The organism is Mucilaginibacter sp. (assembly GCF_028288205.1).
GTDB lineage: Bacteria > Bacteroidota > Bacteroidia > Sphingobacteriales > Sphingobacteriaceae > Mucilaginibacter.
In genome coordinates, this window is the sequence record NZ_JAQBOD010000062.1 from 178,817 (window position 1) to 200,728 (window position 21,912).

A 21,912-nucleotide genomic window follows, 5' to 3' on the forward strand; every position below is an offset into this window, starting at 1 on the left:
TATGAAATCCAATTTAAAAACTGTTGCCGCATTATTAATTTTTAGTGCCATAGCTACTGTAACCAAAGCGCAACTTACCAGTTCTTATAACCAAGGGTCAGGTTCTGGCACAATTGTAGATGACGCAGGCAATGTTAGAAGAGCTACCGAATATTCAGGTTTGGTGGGTTCGCCATATTTTATTGTTGATTGGAGCAAGGCCGATGTTACTTTTGCCGATGGCTCTGTACAAAAGGACAAAGTTGTAAAATATGATGAGTTAAAAGATAAACTCTTTACACAAATCAAGGATGATAAAATGGGCGAATTTGATACACCGGTTGCCGATTTTACAATTACAGCTGCTGATGGTACGGTAGCGAAATTTGGCAAAATACCGGGTAACGGAAAGTTTGGTGACGATGCATTTTTTGAAATACTAAGCGACGGAAAAGTTAAATTAATTAGAAAAAATGCTAAATCAATATCAGAATACAAGAAAGACCTGGGCACCGCTGTTACAACAAGGGAAGTGGTTGATAATATTGATTACTACCTGGTAGTATCGGGTAAACTTGTACGCATTAAAAAAGATAAAAAATCTGTAGAGGCGGCTTTGGGTGCCAAACAAACTGAATTAGATGCTTATATAAAAAGCAATAATCTTAATTTAAAGAATGATGCCGATCTGGCTAAGCTAATTACTCAATACAATACCTTATAGTTCTATTTTTTGCAGCGCTATATTTTCTTTATTGATCCTATCAATTACTGTAATTGATAGGATTTTTTTTGTTCCGGCGTATTTAACTATTACTTGCTCTGCATACGCATCACTATCGCCATTAAATACCACCGCATTTACAGGAATATTTCTATTGGCTAATGCTTCTAACGATAACAGCGTATGATTAATACTGCCCAGATAATGTTTTACTACCAGGATAACTTCAGCATCTAACTGCTTAATCAGATCTATCATTAAAAAATCATCATTAAGCGGAACCATTAAACCTCCGGCGCCTTCAATAATTAATTGATTATCAGTTTCAGGAAGATGAATACTTTTAGGATCTATTATTATGCCATCAATAGCTGCGGATTTATGCGGCGAAAAAGGCTGAGTTAAACAATAAGCTTCGGGATGAAATTTTGATCTGTTATTAGATACCAGGCTTTTAACCTTTAAAGTATCACTATTATCCAGATCGCCGGATTGTATAGGTTTCCAATAATCGGCTTTTAATTGTTCAGTTAAAATAGCCGATATTATTGTTTTGCCAATACCTGTACCAATGCCGGTTATAAATAATGGTTTAGCCTGCATATAATAAATTATTAATTGTATTAGTTAATAATGTCAAGTCATTAACTGTATTAAAAGCGTGCAGACATATTCTTATTCTTTCACTGCCCTGCGCAACTGTTGGACTGAGTATAGCCCTAACATCCAAACCGTTATCCTGCAAATACATTGCCGTTTTTTTAGCCCATTCATTGCTTTTTAGCAGGATACACTGAATAGCGCTTTCACTATTAATTAATGGATATGCTTTGGATGCAGTTAGCATTTGTTTAAATAAATTAATATTATTTTGAAGTGCGGCTATCTCTTTGGCAGATTGCTGCAATAATTTACAGGCCATTTTTATAGATGCCAGCTGGTGTAGTGGGGCAGCCGTGGTATATATAAACGACCGTGCAAAATTTATCAAATATTCACGCAATAAATTATTGCCTAATACTACAGCGCCATGGCATCCTAATGCTTTGCCAAAGGTCACTATCCTGGCAAAGACGCGTTTTTCGAGTTTAAGCCGGGTTATAATTCCTGTTTTATACAGACCAACTGCATGTGCCTCGTCAACAATTAAATGCGCGCCATATTTTTCTGTTAGGTCTAATAGCTCAATTATGGGTGGCGTATCGCCATCCATGGAATATACGCTTTCTATTACCACATAACAATTGCCTTTGGCTTGCTTTAATTTAGCTTCAAGACTGGCTATATCATTATGTTTAAAGGTGTAACGGTTAGCATGGCTTAGTCGAGCGCCATCAATTATAGAGGCGTGTATAAGTTCATCTGTTATTATAGTATCACCACGTTGGGGTAGGGAAGAGAGCAACCCTAAATTAGCATCATAGCCCGAGTTAAACAATAAACCCGCCTCACTGTTAAACAGATCAGCAATTTCTTTTTCCAGTTTATCTGTATAATTCAAATTTCCTGATATTAACCTCGAACCGGTTGCACCATTTAAAACAAGGTTACTATTATTTATTTCCTCATCTATTTTATTTTTTAAGATCGATGACCTTGAAAAACCTAAATAATCGTTTGAGCAAAAATCAACCAGGCTATTTTCAGGCTTTAAAATCCTGTAAGAGCCAGCTATACGCCTGTCATTAAGCCGCTGTTCGATATATTTCTCTGCCGATGCCAATGTGTAATTTTAGGTAAAAATAAAAAAAGCCCCGGTTTATCGGGGCTTTTCTTTTATCAGTCTTGCAGTATTAGTTACCGCCTTGTTGCATTTTAGCGCGCATTTCATCCTGTCCTTTTTTTAACGCTGCGGCTTGTTCAGGGGTTAAGATAGCATTAACTTTCGCTGTAAGCGCTGTTCTTAATGCAGTTTGTGCAGGCATACGTGCATCTCTGTCTGGTACAGCTGTTCTTAAGCTATCGGTGCTTTTAGTATTAGCTGTATAAACAGCAGTAAGTTTAGTAGCCTGGTCATCAGTAAGCGTTAATGGTGCTATCATCGTTTTAACCGACGCTAATTGTTGTTCAGGCGTCATTCTCTGTCTGCCTTGTGCAAGGCTAACTGCGCTAACTCCTAATACGAAGGCGCATACTAATAATAATTTTTTCATTTCTTTTAGGTTTAATTGTTTTAAAAAATACTTCACTAATATATAGCTATTTATACACCAACATGTAATAAAAAAGCCCCGGTTTATAGGAGCTTTTCTTTTATCAGATTTTAACGATTAATTACCGCCTTGCATAAATTGTTTCATTCTTTCAGCTTGCGCATCTATTTGTTTTTGAAATGTAGCAGCCTGGTCAGCGGTTAAAATAGCTTTGATTTTAGCATTGGTAGCATTTGTAATTGGAGTTCTTTTTGCCATCATTACAGTCCTGTCAGGTGCATCACCGCCAGCAGTCATGGCTGTTCTTAAGCTGTCCATACTTTTTGCTTGCACGTCATAAATTGTTTTAACTTTAGCTGTTTGGTCATCATTAAGAGTTAAAGATGTTTTTAAAGCTGTAGTTAATTCTTCAGGAGTTCGTTGTTGTCTGCCCTGGGCAAAACTAACCGCGCAAATTCCCATTACGAATGCGCATACAAATAATAACTTTTTCATGTCTTTTGGTTTAATTGTTAAATATTATATACACTAATATATAACTATTGGTGGTGTTTATTAAAATAAATGCGACCAATGGGCACATTTTATCGACCATTCGAAGAAAAAGTTGCGGTTTATCAAAGCCTGTGTTTTTTATTTTGTCAGCGTTGATTAGTTACCGCCTTGTTGCATCTTAGCCCGCATTTCATCCGTGTATTTTTTATATGCGGCGGCTTGCTCCGGGGTTAAAATAGCATTAACTTTAGTGTTTGTAGCTGTCATCATAGGCATCATTTTCTCTCTCATTGCACTTCTGTCATCTCCTGCAGCAGTTCGCAAACTATCCATACTTTTAGAAGAAGCAGTATAAACTACGGTAAGTTTTGCAACCTGGTCATCAGTAAGAGTTAATGGTGCTATAGCTGTTTTAAGCATTGTTAAACGTTGCTCTGGAGTTCCGCCGCCTCTTCTTTGTCCGCCCTGCGCAAAGCTAACCGCGCTAATTCCTATTAAGAATGTGCACACTAATAATAATTTTTTCATTTTGTTTGGGTTTTATTTGTTTGATATGTTAAAGATATGCGCCTGCCGATTATGTACAATGATGTAACTTAAATGTTGCCTGATCAAAATTTAAGGCAAAAAAAAGCGTCCACCGGTTTGGGGACGCTTTTTTTTGCCTTAGAAATGATTAGTTACCACCACCGCCACCACCACCTTGGGCGCGTCTCGCAGCCGCTTCATCCTGGATCTTTTTATAAGCAGCAGCTTGATCTGGAGTTAAAATAGCCATGATCTTAGCAGTTTGTGCTGTTCTTAAGGCAGTTTGTGCTGGCCTCATTGCGGCCCTGTCTGTACCGGCAGCAGTTGCAGCGGCCCTTAAACTATCCTGGCTTTTTGCTGATGCAGTAAAAATAGTTGTAGCCTTAGCTACCTGGTCATCAGTTAAACCTGTTATTTGTGTTTTTAACCTTTCTACCTGTTGTGCAGGAGTTTGTTGTTGCCTGCCCTGGGCAAAGCTTACTGCACTAACTCCAATTACGAAAGCGCATACTAATAATAACTTTTTCATATTCTTTATGTTTATTGTTTTGGTTATGATAAAGATATATGCTTAAGGTTTAATATTTACTTTGTAACTTAATTGTTGCCCTCTAATTTAGCTATTGATCGTTGCATTTGCGCCATCATGCTTGTAAGACTTTCCATAGTTGGCTCGGGTGTTGGTAATGGAAGATGAGTAGATATATATGCCTTTGCTTTCCATATCTCTAAAATATCTTCTCCGTTTATTTCGTAAGGTTCATATACGGGATTGTCTGATATCAGTTTCAATTTCTTGTTATCCTTAAATTTATTGCCAATGCGCTTATATACTACACCATCACTTTTTGATAGAATAACATAAGTTTCAGATGGCTTTACGTCGGCCCAATTCTCTACATACTCGCCTATAATAGTTGTACCCGATACCAGCGGAAGCATAGAATCGCCCTTTATCTCAAAGCCCCTGTAAGTGCCCTGTTTAAACATTGGTAAATATAGCTTAGGTAATTGGGCAACATATTCCGGGTCGGCATAGCCGTTCATATATCCGGCGCTGGCTTTTAACGGAACCATTTCTATATTCTCATTATCTTCCTTATCAACTGATATACTTAGTATACGTAAATTATTCTGGTTGCCCTTTGGTTTGGCAATCCACTTATCATCAATTGTTTCGTTTATAAAGTCATCAAGCGATATATCAAAAAATAATGCTATGGTTTTTAGCAATTCATACTTGGGTTCGGCCCTTTCTTCCTCATAAGCACCAACCAGCGACCGTTTTATACCAACCTGATCAGCAAACTGTTGCTGGGTTAAACCTTTCTTTTTCCTTAGAAATTTAATATTTGATGAAATTTTTGCCATAAAATTTGCATTTGCTAAAATTATTAGTAATTTTATGCTCATAAAATTAGTAATTATTTTTTAACCAGCAAATTTTATTATCAAATGAAACGCTTTATCTACATTATTACAGACAGAAACAGGAATAACCTGCACGTTGGGCTATGTTCAGACCTATTAAAGACCCTTAAATTTTATGGCGATATGCCTACTTTATTCTTTGACAGCGCGCAGCAATTGAACAGGCTGGTTTATTTTGAAGAGATAAATACAGAAGAGCAGGCAATGGAGCGTTTTAAAACAGTGAGCACTTTTACAAGGCCCCAAAAAGAAAAAATGATCAGACCTGTTAACCCGGATTGGGTAGATCTGACCATTGGCTTAAATTTTGAAAGCGGTTTACGCACCAGGCCGCAATTGCGCCCTTCAATAAACGCATTACGCAGATCGGTTACTTTTTAATAAATTTTAACGCGCCCGAATTCATGCAATATCTTTTACCACCCCTGTCGGCAGGGCCGTCATCAAAAACATGGCCCAGGTGCAGGCCCGTGCTTTTTTCAATAACTTCCTGGCGGGTTTCGCCAAAGCTATTGTCAACTACTATTGCAATTTTTTTAGGATCAACCGGTTTAACGAAGCTTGGCCACCCGGTTCCGCTCTCAAACTTATCATCCGATGAGAATAATACATCGCCTGTAGCAGCACTTACATACACGCCCTTTTCGTGGTTATTATAATAGGCATTATGAAAAGGCGGCTCTGTTCCGCTTTCTACCATTATATAATAGGCATTAGCGCTCAACTGCTTTTTCCATTCGGCCGCAGGTTTACTTAATCTTTTGGTATTGTTTTGCCCATTACTGTTTTGACATCCAAATGCGGCAACAACAAATAATATTACTATTGCAAAAATTGATCTTTTCATTTTTTTATATTTAAGTTATAACTTAAATTACGTAATAAAATTTTACGTGGTTTGTCATGAACATGACAGCTTATATATTTTTGAAGTTAGGTATTAGTACCGAATTTATAATATGTACTAACCCATTGCTTTGCTTAATATTAAGTCTGCTGATAGTACTTTTGCCGCCATTCTCATCAATTAAAACAATATTTCTATTTTCATCAAGTTTAGCCATTAGCTTGCTTCCGGCGAGTGTAATAAATGTAGCCAGGCCTTTGTGCGAAATGATTTTATGCGTAATATTTCTTCCTGTAATTTTTCCGGCAATAACATGATAGCTAACTAAGGCTATAAGGTCATACTTACGTTCGGGAGTTAATAAGCTATCTAATTTATCGGGAGAAAGATTTGAAAACGCCTGGTTATTGGGTGCAAAAACTGTAATAGGGCCAATACATTTAAATGATTCTGTAAAGCCGGTTATATTTATGGTTTTATTAAATGTACTTAACTCTTTACAACGGGCAATATTTGTGGCAACATCATTTGTTGGCAGCATATTGGCACCATCAGTTAATTTTAAGTTTGATGAATTTAATTTGTTTGGTTTTGATGCTGTTGAATCGGTTTTTTTTGATGCAACAGGAGGAGCCTGAGCAAATAATAAGCAGGTGTTTAAAATAAGGCAAATAAATAAGATGGGGCTTTTCATAACTATACTACAAATATAGCTAAAGCCTAAAATGTTTTGATTTTAGTTACCGGATAATATTAACATATGTGGCTAAAAAAACAATTAGAAATAATGTAACAAACTGATTATGAATAGACCTTTGTGAAAGAAATCCGCCCCGGAAATTATACCAGGGCGGATTTTTTTGTTTTATGTTTTGTATTACTTATTCAATCCGCCGCGGCGCATTGCTTTAACAGGCTCGGGCCATTTTAAGCCGTCTGCTTTAATGTTTTTTGTTTTGGCGGGGTCTTCGCTGGCCATGTAAGCCATGATAGCGGCCAATACCGCATTGTTTTTCACATCGTCAAAGATCAGTTTATCGTAAGTATCACGGTTTGTGTGCCAGGTGTAATTAAAATAAGCCCAATTAAGCGAACCCAAAGAAAAGCCCGGTGCACCAACCGCATCAAAAGACGCATAATCAGATCCGCCGCCGCCCGGCAAACCCGGGAAGGTTGTTTTAATGCGGTTCTTAATAGTATCAGGCACTGCCGCTAACCATCGGGGTAAGAAATCTTTTGCATCCGCATAACCTGATCCTGAAAGGCTTATTATCCTTCCGGTTCCATTATCCTGGTTAAACAGGGCCTGCAAATTTTTAACTATTTCAGGATGATCTTCAACAAAAGCACGCGAACCATTCAAGCCCTCTTCTTCACTGCCCCAATGGCCAACTAATATGGTACGTTTTGGATGAGGATAAAATTTCTTTAATAAACGCAAGGCTTCCATCATAGTAAGCGTGCCGGTACCATTATCTGTTGCGCCTGTACCGCCATCCCACGAATCAAAGTGAGCGGATAGCATTACATATTCATCGGGTTTTTCGGTACCCCTTATTTCGGCAATGGTATTAAAGGCGGGCATTGCGCCCAGTTCTTTTGATTCGGTATGAATACTGATTGTAGGAGGGACGCCCGATTCTGTTAATCTATATAATATGCCATAGTCTTCCAGTGCAATATCCACAGTAGGTACTTTTTTAGTATAGGCACTAAATATTTTATCAACCCCAAACCCGGCAGACCAGTAATTGCTTATTACACCCACGGCACCGGCATTTTCTAATGCAACCGGCAGGGTTCTTAACGTGTAACCTGTTTTTTTAATGCGTTTTGCCCACGCTGTGGTCATTGCAGTGCGCTCCGCCTTCATTTTATCAAATGATTCCTTTAAGGCAAATTGCTGCCAGTTGTCATCGGGCCGTCCGGTGGGCTGGCACATAGATATCATTACCAATTTGCCCTTAACGCTTGGCAGCCATTTTTCAAAGGCAACAGAATCTTCAAGATCAGGTATAATTATGGTTTGGGCAGTAACTGTTTTCTTACCCATGCCCGGGCTCCAGGCCAGTTGGGTGCCTTCCAATGATTTTACACGCGGCGATATCATATCAATATGCGATATGCCTCTTTCCCAGCCGCGCCATACGCCCCAGTTTTCTTTATGGGCAGTTATATCCCAGCTTTTATATTTAGCTATGGCCCAATCGGCAGCCTTAACCATTTGCGGCGTGCCCACTAAACGGGGGCCAACGCCATCAAAAAGCTCATGTGCCAATGGTTGTATTTGTGAATTAGTTGCTTCTTCTTGCATAATACCATCTATGACGGATTTATCAGGAGTTTGAGCGAATGTAATGCTGCTGAGCAGCAGGCAGGCAAAAGACATAGCGAGTCTTAACCAGCGGTTTAAGTGGTGAGTTAGATCAGTTTTCATGAAACCAATTTAAAAATTTGAGATGAACTATGCTAATTTATTTTGGGGGTGTAATGTAGCCTACACCCATATGTTCTTCGCTGACATATAGTCATCAAATTATTCATCAAAAATGCCAACAAATCGAGCTCGTAATTGTAATACATTGACATTATAACCATTAAGTATAAAAGATTATGAAATTTAAATTTTTAAACAGTAAAATCTTCATTATTGCAGGTGCAATCATAATAAGCGCTTTTGTTTTTGGATGTGGCGGAAATTATAACAAATCAAAAAGCGATAGTGCTGCCACCTCAACTACTGATGTAAAAGATGCAAATACTTTATTAGGTGCCGGCAGTACCTTTGTATATCCACTGTTTTCAAAAATGTTTGCCGAATATGATAAACAAACCGGGATACGGGTAAATTATCAATCAATTGGTTCTGGTGGTGGTATACTCCAGCTAACAAACAAAACAATAGATTTTGGCGATTCGGATGCTCCCTTAAATGATGAGCAAACTAAAAAAATTAACGCTGATGTACTACATATCCCGATGTGTTCGGGCGCAGTTGTTATAAGCTATAATCTTCCTGATTTAAAAGGCACTTTAAAATTAGACCCGGATATATTAGCTAATATTTTTCTGGGTAAAATTACTAAATGGAATGATGAGCGGATATCAAAATTAAACCCCGGATTGCAATTACCTGCAACATCAATTTTTATAGCCCACCGGTCTGATGGGAGTGGTACAACAAATATTTTTACTACTTATTTAGCAAAGGTTAGTAACGATTGGAATAAAAGCCCGGGTAAGGGTTCGTCAATTAATTGGCCGGTTGGTTTGGGTGGTAAAGGAAACGAGGGCGTTGCAGGATTAGTAAAGCAAACTCCGGGCGCAATTGGCTATATAGAACTGGCTTATGCAAAGCAGAATAAGATGACCTTTGCCGATATAAAAAACAAAAGCGGTAATTTTATTACACCTACAGTAGCGTCAACCAGTGCCGCCGGGAATATAACTATGCCCGCTGATGCAAAAGTTTCATTAAGCAATACCGATGCGAAAGATGGATACCCGATAAGCGGGCTTACATGGGCCTTAATATATAAGGAGCAAAACTATAATCAAAGATCGAAAGACAGAGCTGAAAAAGTAATTAAGTTACTTTGGTGGAATATTCACGACGGACAAAAATATTGTAATGACCTCAATTATGCACCACTTTCGGCTGCTGCGGTTACTGTTGCAGAGAAAATATTAAAAACAGCAACATTTGACGGCAAACCTATAATGCAATAAATTAACATATAATTGAATCAACAATATAAATAAAAAGGCCATCTCAATTTGATTTGAGATGGCCTTTTTGTATGAGAAATAATTACTATAAAACAGCTCCGGGAGTTGTGTATGCCATATTTTGCGGATCAAATTTAGCCCAACCTGCCGACCAATCTGTTGTTCCGAAAGCGCCTCTGTAAGCAACTTTTTCAAAAAATGCATCAGCTAATTTTGCATTGGTAAAAATTGCACCTGCAGCAGCTGCTGATCCTGCTTTTAATGTGAAATTTGGTGTGCCTGAATTTGCATTACCAGCTGCCTTAAAATCAAGGCCATATTTCAATGGATCAGTTAATAAATCTACAACAGATTTTGTAGCATCAAATGTGTTTTTAGCACGCATGTCTATTTCGAATGCGGCTTTATTCTGCCCCTTAACCTCATTACCTTTTGCATTACAGTCATAAATTATATTATCTGTAAATACAATTTTACCGGTTGTGTAATTAGCAGTTGTAGCGCCTGCAGTAGCAACGGTACTTTCGTCAATATATATACCTTCTAAATAATTTGTAATTAAAGAATTAGCTATGCTAATGGCCGAGTTACGACGTATTTGAGCACCATGCTGAAAGTTAGCATTAATACCCGATAAACTTCCGCCTGACGCGATAACGCCCAGGGCAGGACCTATAATTGTCATATTTGAAAATACTGCACTGGTTTGCGGTGCATTATTTGATCCTGCGGCATCATTGTCTGATTCAAAACCATTCGAACCTGAAAAATCTGCAATTACCTGCGCGCGTTGCGCTAATCCAAATTGTATTTTGCCCGCAAAACCATTATCAGTATCAAAATCATCGTCAACAGAACCTATAGCCAGCAAGTGTTTGGCATTTACAGTACCGCCAAACCATTCGTAAGCATCATCACCAGAACGGTAAACTTCAATATAATCTAAAGTTGTACCAGAACCTACACCACCCATAGTTAAGCCATTAATTTCATTATCAGGTGTAAATGGAATACCTGCATATTCTATACGTACATAAGTTAATACACCTGAATTATCAGCTGCGTCTGTGCCACCGTATTGAATATATTTAACAGGATCACCACTGGCAGTTGGCACTAAGCCGCCTTCAATAGTATTAACACCACCGTTAAGATTTATCGGTGCTTTTCCTAAAAGAATAACTCCGCCCCAATCGCCGCTTGAACGGCCGCCTGCTGCTACATTTGAAGTAAATACAATTGGTTTTGCGGCTGTACCTGTGGCATTGATTTTTGCGCCCCTTGTAATTACCAAAGTGCCTTTTGAAGGTTTGTCGCCTTTAATGATTGTACCTGGTTGAATAGTTAAAGTTGCACCATTGGTAACATACACAAATCCTTTTAGCAAATAAATTTTGTCTGCTGTCCAGGTAGTACTGGCTGAAATATCGCCGGTAATTTCAACAGTTGTTGATGGGGTAACAACCGGAATGTCATTATTGGTGGTTTTGGTACAGGCGGATAAGAAAATAGCCGCCATAAATAATAAAATAAATGAATGTTTTTTCATGTTAATTTTAATTTAAAATTTGATTTTTTACTGGTATGTATGGTTAGTTTTATGTGCATTTTTTGTTAAAATGAGTATGCATACGATAAAGTAAAACTTGAGCCTGTGTTGTACCGGCTTATTGTTGAGCCTCTTGATATGTCATACTGTTTGGTGCTTTCTTTATAATAAAACAATGTGCTTTGGTTAAGCATATCGCTTGCATTTAGTTTAAACTCACCTTTGCTTTTCATTACCCGATAACTGATCTGGAAATCGAGCACATCTCTTGCATTTTCATAAATAGCAGGAAATACCGCGCCACGCGCTCTAAATAACCTTGAGCCTACCCGGTTATACAGCAGATTAAAACTTAGCTTGTTGTTATAGGCAGTTTGCAAAAAGCCGGCATTTATTACGTATGGAGCCTGTCCAACCATAGGCCTTGAGCCACTTTCATCAGCGATAACTTCGGGACGGGTATCTGTAACTTTAGATTTTATTAATGCTAAATTGGTATATAGGGTGGTGTTTTTAAACGAACTGCTAATAAAATCAAGTGTTTTTCGCAATTCTAATTCTACACCATAGTTGTTTGCTTGTTGTACGTTGAAATACTGAAAATCGGGAGTAGAGTTTTTGTCATTATACCCTGGTTCGATAGCATTTTTAAAATTTTTATAAAAGCCGGATATGGATATAATCTGGCCGGCCGAAGGATAAAATTCATATCTGATATCAGCATTTTGAATTTGTGCGCTTTTTAAATTTGAATTGCCTGCTATAGTAGCCAATAACTCAAAGTCATAATAACCAAATACCGATAACTCCCTTAATTCGGGCCTCGCTATTGTACGCGAATAGGAAAGCCTGAAGTTAGATTTTGGCGTTACACTATAAGTAAAATTGGCCGATGGTAAAAAGTCAAGATTATCAAGCTTGGTTTCGGTTGTAGTGGGGTCATTATCGTTTAAATGCAGATCAAATTTTTCTACCCTTAAACCCCATACCAGCCTTAACTTTTCTCCAAATTTATTATCAAGCATTGCGTAAGCCGCGTTGGTTAAAGTATTAGCTGTATACAGATCTTTTGTGGTTGTAATTTCATTCAGATCATAATATCCGGCATCAATTATTGAGCGGCTGAATATTTGATTTAATGGGAGTTGGCGTATAGCATCAGCATCGGCTACATTTGTTTTTAATTGCGGCCCTATAAACCTTGGCGTGAATGACCTGTCACGGTATTGCGAGCTTATGCCTGTTTTAAAGACAGCTTTTTGTTTTAAAATATTTACCGGTAAACTATAATCAACCTGGCCCGTAAAAATATTTTCATTTAAATCTGAAAAAAAACGCGCGTTTTGTTTACCTACCGAGGTATTATCAGCAATATAAGCACCATTTATCAGCGCATAATTGGTTTTGCGCTGATCTGGCTGGTTATTGGTAACATTGCTGTAACTTCCTGTCCAGGTAATTTTTGAATTATTGCTTCCTAAAGCGTGCTCACCTTGCAAGGTGGCTTTATATAGGCTTTTTTCAATTAGGTCAAAAGCTGTAAAATGGTTGTCAGGATTACCCGTTTGATTATTATATCCTGTTCTGAAAAGATACTGATCATCAAACGCGCGATTGTAGATGTTTTTGAAAGTTATTTTATTTTTACCATAGATATATGCAAAATTAGCCAGCGCACCTATATTGGTCGAGAACTTATATTTAGCATCATTAAATTTAAATTCGTAATAGTTTATATTAACATCCGGAATGGTTTGTAACGTATTACGGTAAGTTAAGGCAAATATGGCTCCAAAACGATTGCCATTGGTACCTACATCTTTTACATGACCAAATGAAAGCTGGTAATTTTGATTAGGCGCCGCTTTATAATTATATACATTAAAGTTTGGATTTAACGAACTTAGCGCCGCGGTGCTTTGCTGCGATGTAAGCGCAGAAGAAATTATTTTACTGGTGGAAGGGAAGTTACCGGGTAATTTCCTGGAGCCGTTATCAAAACCAAAATAGTCTGATAAATTACGATATCCGCTTTTAAAGTCTTTAAATGTTGTATTTGTATTATAACCCACACCCGCGCTTACAGAGAAGAAATTCTCGTCCGGCATATCTTTGGTAAATATCTGCACGGCACCACCGGCAAAATCGCCGGGCAAATTGGGCGTAGCGGTTTTGTTAATTACCAGGTTATCTATCAAATTGGCCGGAACAATATCAAAAGAAAAAGCCTTACGATTTGGTTCAGTACTGGGTAATGATGTGCCGTCAAGTGCAGCGGTATTATAACGGTCACTTAAACCTCTTACAATTACAAATTTATTGTCTTGTATAGTTGCACCACTAACCCTTTTTAAAACATCACTGGTACTTCTATCCGGCGATCTTTTTATTAGGTCTGATGAAATACCATCAGATATTGATGCGCTGTTTTTTTGTGCGGCATATAATGAAGCTGTTGATGCCTGCCGAAAACTTGAAGTTACAACAACTTCTTTTATTGTAGTTGCAGCATCAGATAAAGGTATATCTAAATCTGTAACTGTTCCTGCTTTAACGTCAACATCAGCAATCAGCTTGGTTTGGTAACCCATATACTTTACAACCACAGTATATTTGCCTGGTAATAAACCAGATAACATATATTGGCCATCAACATTAGCCGCCGTGGCTTTTGTAGCTCCCTGTATTCCAACAGAAGCGCCGATCAATAATTCGCTGGTTTTTGTATCAATGACCTTACCGGCAATTTTACCTGATGTTTGTGCAATAACATGCAACTGAAAAAGAAAAAAAATTAATGTTATTAGTAGGGGTTTTTTCACGTATTGGAATTTTTGACAAAGCTATTCAGCTCTTTTTTTCCAAACGATTTTTTACTATTATCAAACCAACATATGTTTCTTAAACCACTGTTACCAATGGTTCACTCATTTAACTATTATTGGTAGTCGGGTTGTTTTCAATATCAGCAACTTCATTAAAATTCTCATTAAATAATTTTAACGTTCTAATACAGTTATGCCTTTCTTGCCAGGTAAGGTGCTTACTCATCATTTCAGTAAACGATTCCATTTGGATGGTAAGGTTTTGGGCCAGAGAATGTGCCTTTGCCGTTAACGTAATTAGCTTACTGCGGCGATCTTTAAAGTTAACATCCTTAAATACATAGCCTTTTTGAACTAATGTCTCTATAATATTTACCATATAAGACTTTTCAATCTGCAGATATATACGCAACTCTTTTTGGCTGCAACACCCACCTTTACGATTAAGTAACATTAAAACCTGCAGATGCTGGTAAACGTCAATATCTTTAAAACACTTCAATAAAAATTGATGATATGATTTATGGGCCAGCATTACCTGCAGGCTCAAGTCTTCTCCAAAACTCATAATAAGAAATTGATTCCGGTGGTTCTTAAAAGATAACCGGAATAATAAATAATTAAACTATTAATGAAAGTTTGGCTATAAAGCCACGAGAAGTGTTAAATGAGAAGCATTCTGTAAGTCAGAAATGTTTTGTTTGTTGTGAGTAAAGACTTTGTGCCGAATATAGAAGTAACTAATAAGTTCCTTCTGATTATGATGGCTAAATTTATAAAACATACTAAAATCAGCAGATTAATAACAGTGGTAGATCTGATTTTTAGGGGTGCCGGTGGTGTAGTAAGTGGTTTAGTTTTTATAAAATGCCAGCTATTATCATGATTAACATGACCAATATAATGTTGATGGCGTTGTTCTCCGTTACTTAATCTTGCATGATAAATTATAGGATGTGATTTAGCACCAAAAAATAAGTTTACTACCGGTAATAAAACAATTACAAACGTTGCAACAAAAAATAGAAGTTTTACAAACGTTTTAAACATGGGGGATCAATAACTATGCTAACAAACAAAATGATTAAATATTTAATTATTAATCAATAGCAATTAATTTGTTAATGAAAAGATTATAAGAATTTAATATTGGCAGATAAAAAGTATATTCCGTCAATATTGCCTATGTGGCATTTTTTATTCACTTTTAACTGATTATTTTCAATTAACTTCTACCAAATTATAACCCGATGAAAAGAATAATAATTTGCCTGATCATTTGTTTATTCGCATCCGGCCTTAAGGCACAAATTCCAGATTTTAGCTCAACCCAGCATATCGACCAGGAATTTGGCTTAGGTACTATCAGCCTTACTTATGGCCGACCCAATGTAAAGGGCCGCAAAATATTTAACGGTACAGAGCCTTATGGTGTAGTGTGGCGCACGGGTGCCAATGCTGCAACTACTATTAAATTTACAGATACCGTATCGGTAGAAGGGCATAAGCTGATGCCGGGCGAATATTCGCTATTTACTATACCTGGCGCAACAGAGTGGATTGTTATATTTAATAAGATAGCAAAACAATGGGGCGCATATTCATATGATCAAAAGCAGGATGTGCTTCGGTTTAAAGTAAAACCTTTTAAACTGGCCGCACCTGTTGAAACATTAACCATACAATTTGCCAATGTGAATATAGACAAGGGTATTTTGCAGATATTATGGGAGAATACCGGTTTATCGCTCCATTTAAAAACGGATGTTGATGCCCGCGTTATTGCCAATATAGCGCAAATGATGAAAGGGGAGAAGAAGCCTTATTACCTGGCAGCGATATGGTACTATAACCATAATTTAGATATGCACAAAGCATTAGAATGGATGAATGAAGTAGAGAAAGTACAGCCTGATGCTTATAATGTAAGATACTGGAAAGCTAAGATACAGCTGAAACTGGGCGACAAGAAAGGTGCGATTTTTTCGGCCAAAATAGGTTTAGCAATAGCCGAGAAAGATAAAAATGCCGAGTATATACGCATGAATAAAGAAATACTGCGTGAGGCAGGAGCTATTAAATAAATAAAGCTAAGAAAGCCTCCTCCCGCTTATTTGTGAACGGGTTAATGAAGAAATATTAATGATATGATAATTATAAATAGCTCACTACATCAATCATCCTAAAACGTAGATAAGCCTTTAAACAAAAAAAAACAAAAAGATAAGCCATAAATGAGTGATTGGGTGAAAAATTATAGAAATATGATTTGGCTGATAGCCGGAATATTTATTGGCAGCATAGCGGGAATTATATTTGGCAAAAATGCTGAAGTAGTAAAGCCGGTGGGCGATATGTTTTTAAACCTGCTTTTTGTTGCCGTTATCCCGCTTGTATTTTTTAGCATCGCCTCTGCCATTGCTAACCTGCATGGCGAGCAAAAGTTAAGCCGGATCATGATCATTATGTCAACCGTGTTTTTATCTACTGTGCTTATTGCGGCGTTATTAACCATTGTTGCGGTGTGGATATTTCCTATTCATCAGGTAATAACCATAACCCCCGGGTTGTTGAAACAAGGGGTAGGTAATAAACTATCTGGCGATCAGATAACACAACTATTTACTACGGGTGAATTTTACCAGTTGCTTTCCCGTAAAAACATGCTGGCCATGATAATATTCAGCATTTTAATTGGATTTGGAACATTAAGATCCGGCGAAAAGGGGCAGGATTTCCGCAGGTTCTTAAATGCCGGGAGCGAGGTGTTTGAAAATGTGTTTATTCTTATTATGAAGCTTGGCCCTGTGGGTTTAGGCGCTTATTTTGCCTACCAGGTGGCTGTATTTGGCCCATCGCTTTTTGGAACTTATGCGCATGCTATGGGGATAGGGTATGGCGTTAGCCTGTTTTATTATGCAGTTTTTTTTAGCTTATATGCTTTTATAGCCGGCGGAATTAAAGGAATAAAAAAGTATTGGACAAACAATATTATACCTTCTGCCACAGCTGTAGGCACCTGCAGCAGTATTGCCACTATCCCTGCCAACCTGGAAGCTGCAAAGAAAATGGGCGTTTCAGACATAATTGCCGGCATAACCATACCCTTAGGCGGCACATTGCACAAAGATGGTTCGAGCGTTTCATCGATATTAAAAATGGCTGTGGTGTTTGCTATGTTTGGTAAAAGCTTTAACAGTCCTGAAATTATATTGCTGGCTCTTGGCATGACGGTACTGGTAAGTATTGTTGAAGGCGGCATACCTAATGGGGGCTATGTTGGCGAGTTGCTTTTTATATCTGCCTATGGCTTTCCGCCAGAGGCCCTGCCGCCGGCAATAATTATAGGAACATTGATAGATCCGGTTGCTACTTTACTTAATGCAACAGGAGATACCGCGGCAGCTATGTTGATAAACAAGTTTGCTGATAAGGAAAGCTGGCTGCAGAGAATTAACAGTTAGATTTGCTATATTAGGCGCTCTTTAATGGCAGCTATGAAAAAATTATTTACTTGTTTTTTTATCTTACTTACCGTTCAGTTTGCCGGGGCGCAACACAAAAAAAGAGCGCGCGATTATGGTTTGCATTTTGGCGTTATATCCCCCGGGAAACAAAATACTATAACCGATGTGGCGGGTGTAAAAGTTGGGCATGTTACTTTAATTAAAGGCGACTCGATAAGAACAGGTGTTACTGCTATTTTGCCTTATGATGGTAATATATTTCAAAATAAAGTACCCGCAGGTATATTTATAGGTAATGGCTTTGGTAAACTGGCAGGTACTACGCAGGTTATAGAACTGGGTAATATTGAGACCCCCATAGTTTTAACAAATACACTTAATGTTGCCGCGGGGATGGATGGTGCTATAGCGTATACACTCGGACAAAAAGGCAATGAAAAAGTACAATCGGTAAACGCGTTAGTTGGCGAAACCAATGACGGTTTCCTTAACGATATACGCGGCACGCACGTAACTAAAGATGATGTAATAGCTGCTATTAAAAATGCAGGTGCATCAGTAGAAGAGGGTGCGGTGGGCGCGGGTACAGGTACGGTATGTTTTGGATATAAAGGCGGAATTGGAACAGCTTCACGGCTATTGCCCAAAAGCCTTGGAGGTTATACCGTAGGTGTATTGGTGCAAACAAATTTTGGCGGTGTATTACAGATCGACGGTGTTCCGGTGGGTAAAGAGCTGGGTAAGTTTGAATTTAGCAACCAGTTAATGAACAATGTTGATGGTTCATGTATGATGGTTGTAGCTACTGATGCACCTTTGGATAGCCGCAATTTACAACGTCTTGCCAAGCGCGCATTTATGGGCCTGGCTAAAACCGGTGGTATAGCATCCAATGGCAGTGGCGATTATGTAATTGCTTTCTCAACCGCTGCCTCAGTGCGTGTGCCTAATCAGTCTAAACAATTACAGCAAGTACAGTTATTGCAAAATGAGGATACATCGCCGCTTTTTCTGGCGACAATTGAGGCTACAGAAGAAGCTATAATTAATTCATTATTTGCAGGTATAACCATGATTGGCAAAGGCGGACATAAAGTAGAAGCGCTCCCGTTAGATAAAGTAATACCTATTTTAAAAAAATATAACGCTATTAAAAGTGAGTAAATACACTATTGTTAATGAAGAGTTTTTGCCGGCTGCAACAGCATCGGTATTAATTACAGACCTGGCTGTACAAAGGGGCTACGGTATTTTTGATTTTTTTAAAACGATTGATGGCGAGCCGGTTTTTGTAGAAGATCATCTTGATCGTTTCTATAATTCGGCGGCAGCCATGCGGTTACCGGTAGATAAGAGCAGGGAAGAATTAAAGAGCTTGTTGTTTACGCTCATTAAAAAGAACGGATTGCTTGATTCGGGAATAAAAATAACGCTTACCGGCGGTTATTCTACGGATGGTTACACGTTGGCAAAACCCAATATGATTATCACCCAGCAACCGTTAACCATAAATAAGGAACTTAATACAAGGGGTATCAAGTTAATTACCCACCCGCACCAGCGCCAGCTTGCCGAAGTTAAAACCCTTGATTATTTGATGGCAATTTGGCTGCAGCCGTTAATTAAACAAAAAGGCGCGGATGATGTACTGTATCATAACCACGGAATGGTGAAAGAGTGCCCGCGTGCAAATTTCTTTATCGTAACACAAGATAACCAGGTGATAACCAGTGCAGACAAGATATTAAAAGGTATTGTGCGTAAACAGGTTTTAAATCTCTATATCGACGGAATAACTATCCGTGAAAAAGAAATTAGCCTGGAAGACCTAAAGCAATGTAAAGAAGCTTTTATTACCAGTTCTACAAAAAACATTTTGCCAGTTACCGAAATTGACGGACAGATAATTGGCAATGGACATGCAGGCGACGTAACTATAGCTTTAGCAGAAAAGCTAAAAGAATTTGTATTTAGCAAATGATATTAGTTGTAACTGATTCTTATGATTAACAAAGATTTAATAGTGAAAAAAGCAGGTTCAAGCTTGTAGTGGTGATCCGAATATCGTTTTTCGTGGACCTTGATTTTTTATAAAATCTTCTTCCTAACACTCCTAATTAAATCCGGACTAACATGCTGAAAGTTTTTCTTACTTTGATAATTATCTTTCTATCTTTATATCAGGTGGTTATATATCCCGTAACTTTAATTTTCGATGGATTGCCAACCCGCGCCAATTAAACTCTGATATAAAATGATGGTCGACGAATCACAAAGCAAAGCAGCTAAAGTTGTTGGTTTCACTTATCTGTTTGCGCTTGTCCCGGCTATCTTCGCCGAATTCTATGTCAGGGCTCATCTGGTCGTCTTCAACAATGCCGCACAAACTGCGTTGAATATTGTGGGGCACGAAAGGCTTTTTCGCCTTGGCATTGCCAGCAATCTCGTAGTCTTCGCTGTTGATGTAGCGCTAATCACCGCTCTGTATGTGGTTTTGAAGCCGGTTAACACGCGCCTTGCCTTGCTGGCTGCAGGGTGGGGGCTGATAGAGACCACAATCCTGGTCGTCGTCACGCTGGATGACCTCGACGTGCTGCGGATCCTGAGCGGGGCAGACTATTTGCAAGCATTCGAAATAAGCCGGTTACAGGCATTAGCGAGGCTATCGATAGGTGCGCACGACGCTACATATAACGTAGGTTTGATATTCGCGGGCCTTCGAAGCACCACTTTTTGTTATTTATGGTTCAGGTCCGGCTTCATCCCGCGGATATTGGCAGGCTGGGGGATGCTTGCTTCTTTTTTGATGGGAGCATGCGCCTTTTTGTTCATCATTTTTCCCGGGCTTTCAAAGCTTGTTCCTGTGGGAATTTACGGCGGTCCTATTTTTATTTTCGAACTAACAATGGGTTTCTGGCTGCTGTTTATGAAACTACGGCCATCCGGGGTGGCTGAGTTGGATAAAGGAAGCGGCTGAACTCAAAATCGACTATAATTAAGAATAAACATGGAAAATCGAACTATTGAAGCTTCCCGGCAATTTTACGCGAAGGTTGCCGGCTTTACCATCCTTTTTTACATTATAGTAGGCCTTACCAGTGTGACTTTGCATAGCCGGGCAACCAGCGGCGCCGAAGGAACTGACGCAATTCTCGCGGGCATCGCCCAGCACGCGTCAGCCGTGCGGGCGACCGTTATACTGGAGTTGCTCGAATGCTTCTCGGCCCTTGTGCTGGCTGTGACGCTGTACCGGATAACGCGCGACGAGAGCAACGAGCTGGCTATGATGGCCATGGTATGCCGCGTTTGCGAAAGCGTGCTGGCTGCGATCGGTATCCGGAGGACACTGGGACTGCTGTGGCTCGCGAAGGCTGGGGACGGGGCGGGGGGGCATGTCGCTGCAACCGCGGATGCGCTTGATGCCGGCCCAGAGCGCGATGATTGGTGCGCCCTTCTTCGCCGTGGGGACCATGATCTTCTCGTATCTCCTGCTGCGCTCACGAAGCGTACCCGCCTCACTCGCCGGGCTCGGCGTGTTCGCGTCGGTACTGCTCGTGGTAGGCTTACCCCTGCAACTTGCCGAATTCTTTAAAGGACCGCTGACTTTGTGGATGTGGGGGCCGATGTTCGCGTTCCAATTCCTGCTCGGGGTGTGGCTGCTCATAAAAGGGGTCGCAACGCAGACGCAGAGGCAACCAGCATGACCTTTCTGCTTTCCACTATGTTAGTTTGGATTTTCGCCCAAAGGCCAGGACTATATAAAAGGAGTGAGGGGAGAAAAGTTGTAAGCCTGTTTTTAAAAAAACAGGCTTACTTTTGGGTTCTTTAGCAGTTGGGAAAAGAACCCAGTATTATTTTACTGCAATAAGCTCAACATGCTCAATAACCGGCGCTGTTGAAAAAAGTTCAGAGGCCTTTGCCATTAACGCTTTAGCGATTTCGCCGGTAAGATGCGCGTTTCGGCCTTCCTCTGTTTCAAAAGTATCAAATATGCCAAATGCAGATGGGCCCAATTGCAAAGCATACCATCTATCGGTATCAGGTTCGGCCGCTGCTATAGGTAGCGCGTTTTTTAAAAAGTTCAATACTTCAGTTTCTTTGCCCGGCTTAGCTTCAAGTCTTGCAAGTAATGCAAATTTTTCCATGGTAATGTTTTTAATATTAAAAGTAGCTTTCTGCGCAATT

Annotated in this window: 23 protein-coding genes and 1 pseudogene; 10 read left to right on the top strand and 14 right to left on the bottom strand. The window is 39.1% G+C overall.

Translation table 11 applies throughout. The features are described from left to right. The first annotated feature begins 1 nt into the window (after position 1). A complete protein-coding gene (locus JWR23_RS16540; RefSeq protein WP_299517441.1) occupies positions 2–703 on the top strand; it encodes a hypothetical protein in 702 nt (233 codons plus the stop codon). On the opposite strand, the gene bioD is transcribed toward JWR23_RS16540, so the two are convergent. The 7 genes from bioD to JWR23_RS16575 all read right to left on the bottom strand — a co-directional run bounded on the left by bioD (position 698) and on the right by JWR23_RS16575 (position 5,250). After that, complete coding sequence (gene bioD, locus JWR23_RS16545; protein ID WP_299517443.1) at positions 698–1,306, bottom strand: dethiobiotin synthase; 609 nt, start codon at positions 1,304–1,306, stop codon at positions 698–700. The genes JWR23_RS16540 and bioD overlap by 6 nt on opposite strands. Continuing rightward, positions 1,296–2,426, bottom strand: coding sequence for an 8-amino-7-oxononanoate synthase (locus tag JWR23_RS16550; RefSeq protein WP_299517444.1), 1,131 nt, complete (start codon positions 2,424–2,426; stop codon positions 1,296–1,298). Before JWR23_RS16550 ends, bioD begins: the two co-directional genes overlap by 11 nt. Positions 2,427–2,496: 70 nt before the next feature. After that, complete coding sequence (locus JWR23_RS16555; RefSeq protein ID WP_299517446.1) at positions 2,497–2,856, bottom strand: hypothetical protein; 360 nt, start codon at positions 2,854–2,856, stop codon at positions 2,497–2,499. A 117-nt stretch (positions 2,857–2,973) separates the two neighbouring features. Continuing rightward, positions 2,974–3,351 (bottom strand): hypothetical protein, encoded by a 378-nt coding sequence (locus tag JWR23_RS16560; protein WP_299517447.1) that lies wholly within the window; start codon positions 3,349–3,351, stop codon positions 2,974–2,976. A 156-nt stretch (positions 3,352–3,507) separates the two neighbouring features. Then, positions 3,508–3,879, bottom strand: a complete 372-nt coding sequence (locus tag JWR23_RS16565) for a hypothetical protein (protein ID WP_299517448.1) — start codon at positions 3,877–3,879, stop codon at positions 3,508–3,510. Positions 3,880–4,027: 148 nt separating this feature from the next. After that, positions 4,028–4,408 carry a hypothetical protein gene (locus tag JWR23_RS16570; RefSeq protein WP_299517449.1) on the bottom strand — a complete coding sequence of 127 codons (381 nt, stop codon included), beginning with the start codon at positions 4,406–4,408 and terminating at the stop codon, positions 4,028–4,030. Between the two features lie 68 nt (positions 4,409–4,476). Continuing rightward, a complete protein-coding gene (locus tag JWR23_RS16575) occupies positions 4,477–5,250 on the bottom strand; it encodes a LexA family transcriptional regulator (protein ID WP_299517450.1) in 774 nt (257 codons plus the stop codon). 84 nt (positions 5,251–5,334) lie between these two features. Here JWR23_RS16575 and JWR23_RS16580 point away from each other — a divergent pair, with 84 nt between their 5' ends. Then, positions 5,335–5,691, top strand: a complete 357-nt coding sequence (locus JWR23_RS16580; protein WP_299517452.1) for a GIY-YIG nuclease family protein — start codon at positions 5,335–5,337, stop codon at positions 5,689–5,691. On the opposite strand, the gene msrB is transcribed toward JWR23_RS16580, so the two are convergent. From msrB to JWR23_RS16595, 3 genes are all read right to left on the bottom strand, one after another. After that, the gene (gene msrB, locus JWR23_RS16585) at positions 5,681–6,157 is read right to left on the bottom strand and encodes a peptide-methionine (R)-S-oxide reductase MsrB (RefSeq protein WP_299517454.1); all 477 of its coding nucleotides are present in this window, start codon (positions 6,155–6,157) and stop codon (positions 5,681–5,683) included. The genes JWR23_RS16580 and msrB overlap by 11 nt on opposite strands. A 70-nt stretch (positions 6,158–6,227) precedes the next feature. Then, positions 6,228–6,851 carry a fasciclin domain-containing protein gene (locus JWR23_RS16590; protein WP_299517456.1) on the bottom strand — a complete coding sequence of 208 codons (624 nt, stop codon included), beginning with the start codon at positions 6,849–6,851 and terminating at the stop codon, positions 6,228–6,230. A gap of 183 nt (positions 6,852–7,034) precedes the next feature. Continuing rightward, the gene (locus JWR23_RS16595; protein ID WP_299517458.1) at positions 7,035–8,594 is read right to left on the bottom strand and encodes a M20/M25/M40 family metallo-hydrolase; all 1,560 of its coding nucleotides are present in this window, start codon (positions 8,592–8,594) and stop codon (positions 7,035–7,037) included. A gap of 176 nt (positions 8,595–8,770) precedes the next feature. Here JWR23_RS16595 and pstS point away from each other — a divergent pair, with 176 nt between their 5' ends. Next, on the top strand, positions 8,771–9,886 hold the full coding sequence (gene pstS / locus JWR23_RS16600) for a phosphate ABC transporter substrate-binding protein PstS (RefSeq protein ID WP_299517459.1): 1,116 nt from the start codon (positions 8,771–8,773) through the stop codon (positions 9,884–9,886). A gap of 85 nt (positions 9,887–9,971) precedes the next feature. Here the strand turns inward: pstS and JWR23_RS16605 are convergent, their stop codons facing one another. The 3 genes from JWR23_RS16605 to JWR23_RS16615 form a co-directional block, all read right to left on the bottom strand. Beyond that, positions 9,972–11,435 (bottom strand): hypothetical protein, encoded by a 1,464-nt coding sequence (locus JWR23_RS16605; RefSeq protein WP_299517461.1) that lies wholly within the window; start codon positions 11,433–11,435, stop codon positions 9,972–9,974. 65 nt (positions 11,436–11,500) lie between these two features. Further along, on the bottom strand, positions 11,501–14,257 hold the full coding sequence (locus JWR23_RS16610) for a TonB-dependent receptor (protein ID WP_299517462.1): 2,757 nt from the start codon (positions 14,255–14,257) through the stop codon (positions 11,501–11,503). 109 nt (positions 14,258–14,366) lie between these two features. Beyond that, positions 14,367–14,828 (bottom strand): winged helix DNA-binding protein, encoded by a 462-nt coding sequence (locus tag JWR23_RS16615; RefSeq protein ID WP_299517463.1) that lies wholly within the window; start codon positions 14,826–14,828, stop codon positions 14,367–14,369. A 682-nt stretch (positions 14,829–15,510) separates the two neighbouring features. On the opposite strand from JWR23_RS16615, the gene JWR23_RS16620 reads away from it, so the two are divergent. The 7 genes and pseudogenes from JWR23_RS16620 (at position 15,511) to JWR23_RS17805 (ending at position 21,431) form a co-directional block, all read left to right on the top strand. Further along, positions 15,511–16,344, top strand: a complete 834-nt coding sequence (locus JWR23_RS16620; RefSeq protein WP_299517464.1) for a DUF2911 domain-containing protein — start codon at positions 15,511–15,513, stop codon at positions 16,342–16,344. A gap of 162 nt (positions 16,345–16,506) precedes the next feature. Further along, a complete protein-coding gene (locus JWR23_RS16625; RefSeq protein WP_367277571.1) occupies positions 16,507–17,724 on the top strand; it encodes a dicarboxylate/amino acid:cation symporter in 1,218 nt (405 codons plus the stop codon). A gap of 33 nt (positions 17,725–17,757) precedes the next feature. After that, complete coding sequence (locus tag JWR23_RS16630) at positions 17,758–18,891, top strand: P1 family peptidase (protein WP_299517466.1); 1,134 nt, start codon at positions 17,758–17,760, stop codon at positions 18,889–18,891. Next, entirely contained in the window at positions 18,884–19,708 is an 825-nt protein-coding gene (locus JWR23_RS16635) for an aminotransferase class IV (protein WP_299517467.1), read from the top strand. The genes JWR23_RS16630 and JWR23_RS16635 overlap by 8 nt, the downstream gene beginning before the upstream one ends. 273 nt (positions 19,709–19,981) lie before the next feature. Continuing rightward, positions 19,982–20,704, top strand: coding sequence for a DUF4386 domain-containing protein (locus JWR23_RS16640; protein WP_299517468.1), 723 nt, complete (start codon positions 19,982–19,984; stop codon positions 20,702–20,704). Between the two features lie 30 nt (positions 20,705–20,734). After that, positions 20,735–21,106 (top strand): annotated as a pseudogene (locus tag JWR23_RS17800) (DUF4386 family protein); the annotation flags it as partial. A gap of 58 nt (positions 21,107–21,164) precedes the next feature. Beyond that, positions 21,165–21,431: a DUF4386 family protein gene (locus JWR23_RS17805; RefSeq protein ID WP_367277572.1), complete on the top strand. Its 267-nt coding sequence runs from the start codon at positions 21,165–21,167 to the stop codon at positions 21,429–21,431. 147 nt (positions 21,432–21,578) lie between these two features. On the opposite strand, the gene JWR23_RS16645 is transcribed toward JWR23_RS17805, so the two are convergent. Next, positions 21,579–21,872 (bottom strand): antibiotic biosynthesis monooxygenase, encoded by a 294-nt coding sequence (locus JWR23_RS16645; protein ID WP_299517469.1) that lies wholly within the window; start codon positions 21,870–21,872, stop codon positions 21,579–21,581. Positions 21,873–21,912: the final 40 nt, after the last annotated feature.

Excerpts from the sequence above, each read along its gene's own strand:
- JWR23_RS16540 (WP_299517441.1), top strand. The coding sequence starts at position 2 with ATGAAATCCAATTTAAAAACTGTTGCCGCATTATTAATTTTTAGTGCC.
- bioD (WP_299517443.1), bottom strand. The coding sequence starts at position 1,306 with ATGCAGGCTAAACCATTATTTATAACCGGCATTGGTACAGGTATTGGC.
- JWR23_RS16555 (WP_299517446.1), bottom strand. The coding sequence starts at position 2,856 with ATGAAAAAATTATTATTAGTATGCGCCTTCGTATTAGGAGTTAGCGCA.
- JWR23_RS16560 (WP_299517447.1), bottom strand. The coding sequence starts at position 3,351 with ATGAAAAAGTTATTATTTGTATGCGCATTCGTAATGGGAATTTGCGCG.
- JWR23_RS16565 (WP_299517448.1), bottom strand. The coding sequence starts at position 3,879 with ATGAAAAAATTATTATTAGTGTGCACATTCTTAATAGGAATTAGCGCG.
- JWR23_RS16570 (WP_299517449.1), bottom strand. The coding sequence starts at position 4,408 with ATGAAAAAGTTATTATTAGTATGCGCTTTCGTAATTGGAGTTAGTGCA.
- JWR23_RS16575 (WP_299517450.1), bottom strand. The coding sequence starts at position 5,250 with ATGGCAAAAATTTCATCAAATATTAAATTTCTAAGGAAAAAGAAAGGT.
- JWR23_RS16580 (WP_299517452.1), top strand. The coding sequence starts at position 5,335 with ATGAAACGCTTTATCTACATTATTACAGACAGAAACAGGAATAACCTG.
- msrB (WP_299517454.1), bottom strand. The coding sequence starts at position 6,157 with ATGAAAAGATCAATTTTTGCAATAGTAATATTATTTGTTGTTGCCGCA.
- JWR23_RS16590 (WP_299517456.1), bottom strand. The coding sequence starts at position 6,851 with ATGAAAAGCCCCATCTTATTTATTTGCCTTATTTTAAACACCTGCTTA.
- JWR23_RS16595 (WP_299517458.1), bottom strand. The coding sequence starts at position 8,594 with ATGAAAACTGATCTAACTCACCACTTAAACCGCTGGTTAAGACTCGCT.
- pstS (WP_299517459.1), top strand. The coding sequence starts at position 8,771 with ATGAAATTTAAATTTTTAAACAGTAAAATCTTCATTATTGCAGGTGCA.
- JWR23_RS16605 (WP_299517461.1), bottom strand. The coding sequence starts at position 11,435 with ATGAAAAAACATTCATTTATTTTATTATTTATGGCGGCTATTTTCTTA.
- JWR23_RS16615 (WP_299517463.1), bottom strand. The coding sequence starts at position 14,828 with ATGAGTTTTGGAGAAGACTTGAGCCTGCAGGTAATGCTGGCCCATAAA.
- JWR23_RS16620 (WP_299517464.1), top strand. The coding sequence starts at position 15,511 with ATGAAAAGAATAATAATTTGCCTGATCATTTGTTTATTCGCATCCGGC.
- JWR23_RS16630 (WP_299517466.1), top strand. The coding sequence starts at position 17,758 with ATGAAAAAATTATTTACTTGTTTTTTTATCTTACTTACCGTTCAGTTT.
- JWR23_RS16640 (WP_299517468.1), top strand. The coding sequence starts at position 19,982 with ATGATGGTCGACGAATCACAAAGCAAAGCAGCTAAAGTTGTTGGTTTC.
- JWR23_RS17805 (WP_367277572.1), top strand. The coding sequence starts at position 21,165 with ATGATTGGTGCGCCCTTCTTCGCCGTGGGGACCATGATCTTCTCGTAT.
- JWR23_RS16645 (WP_299517469.1), bottom strand. The coding sequence starts at position 21,872 with ATGGAAAAATTTGCATTACTTGCAAGACTTGAAGCTAAGCCGGGCAAA.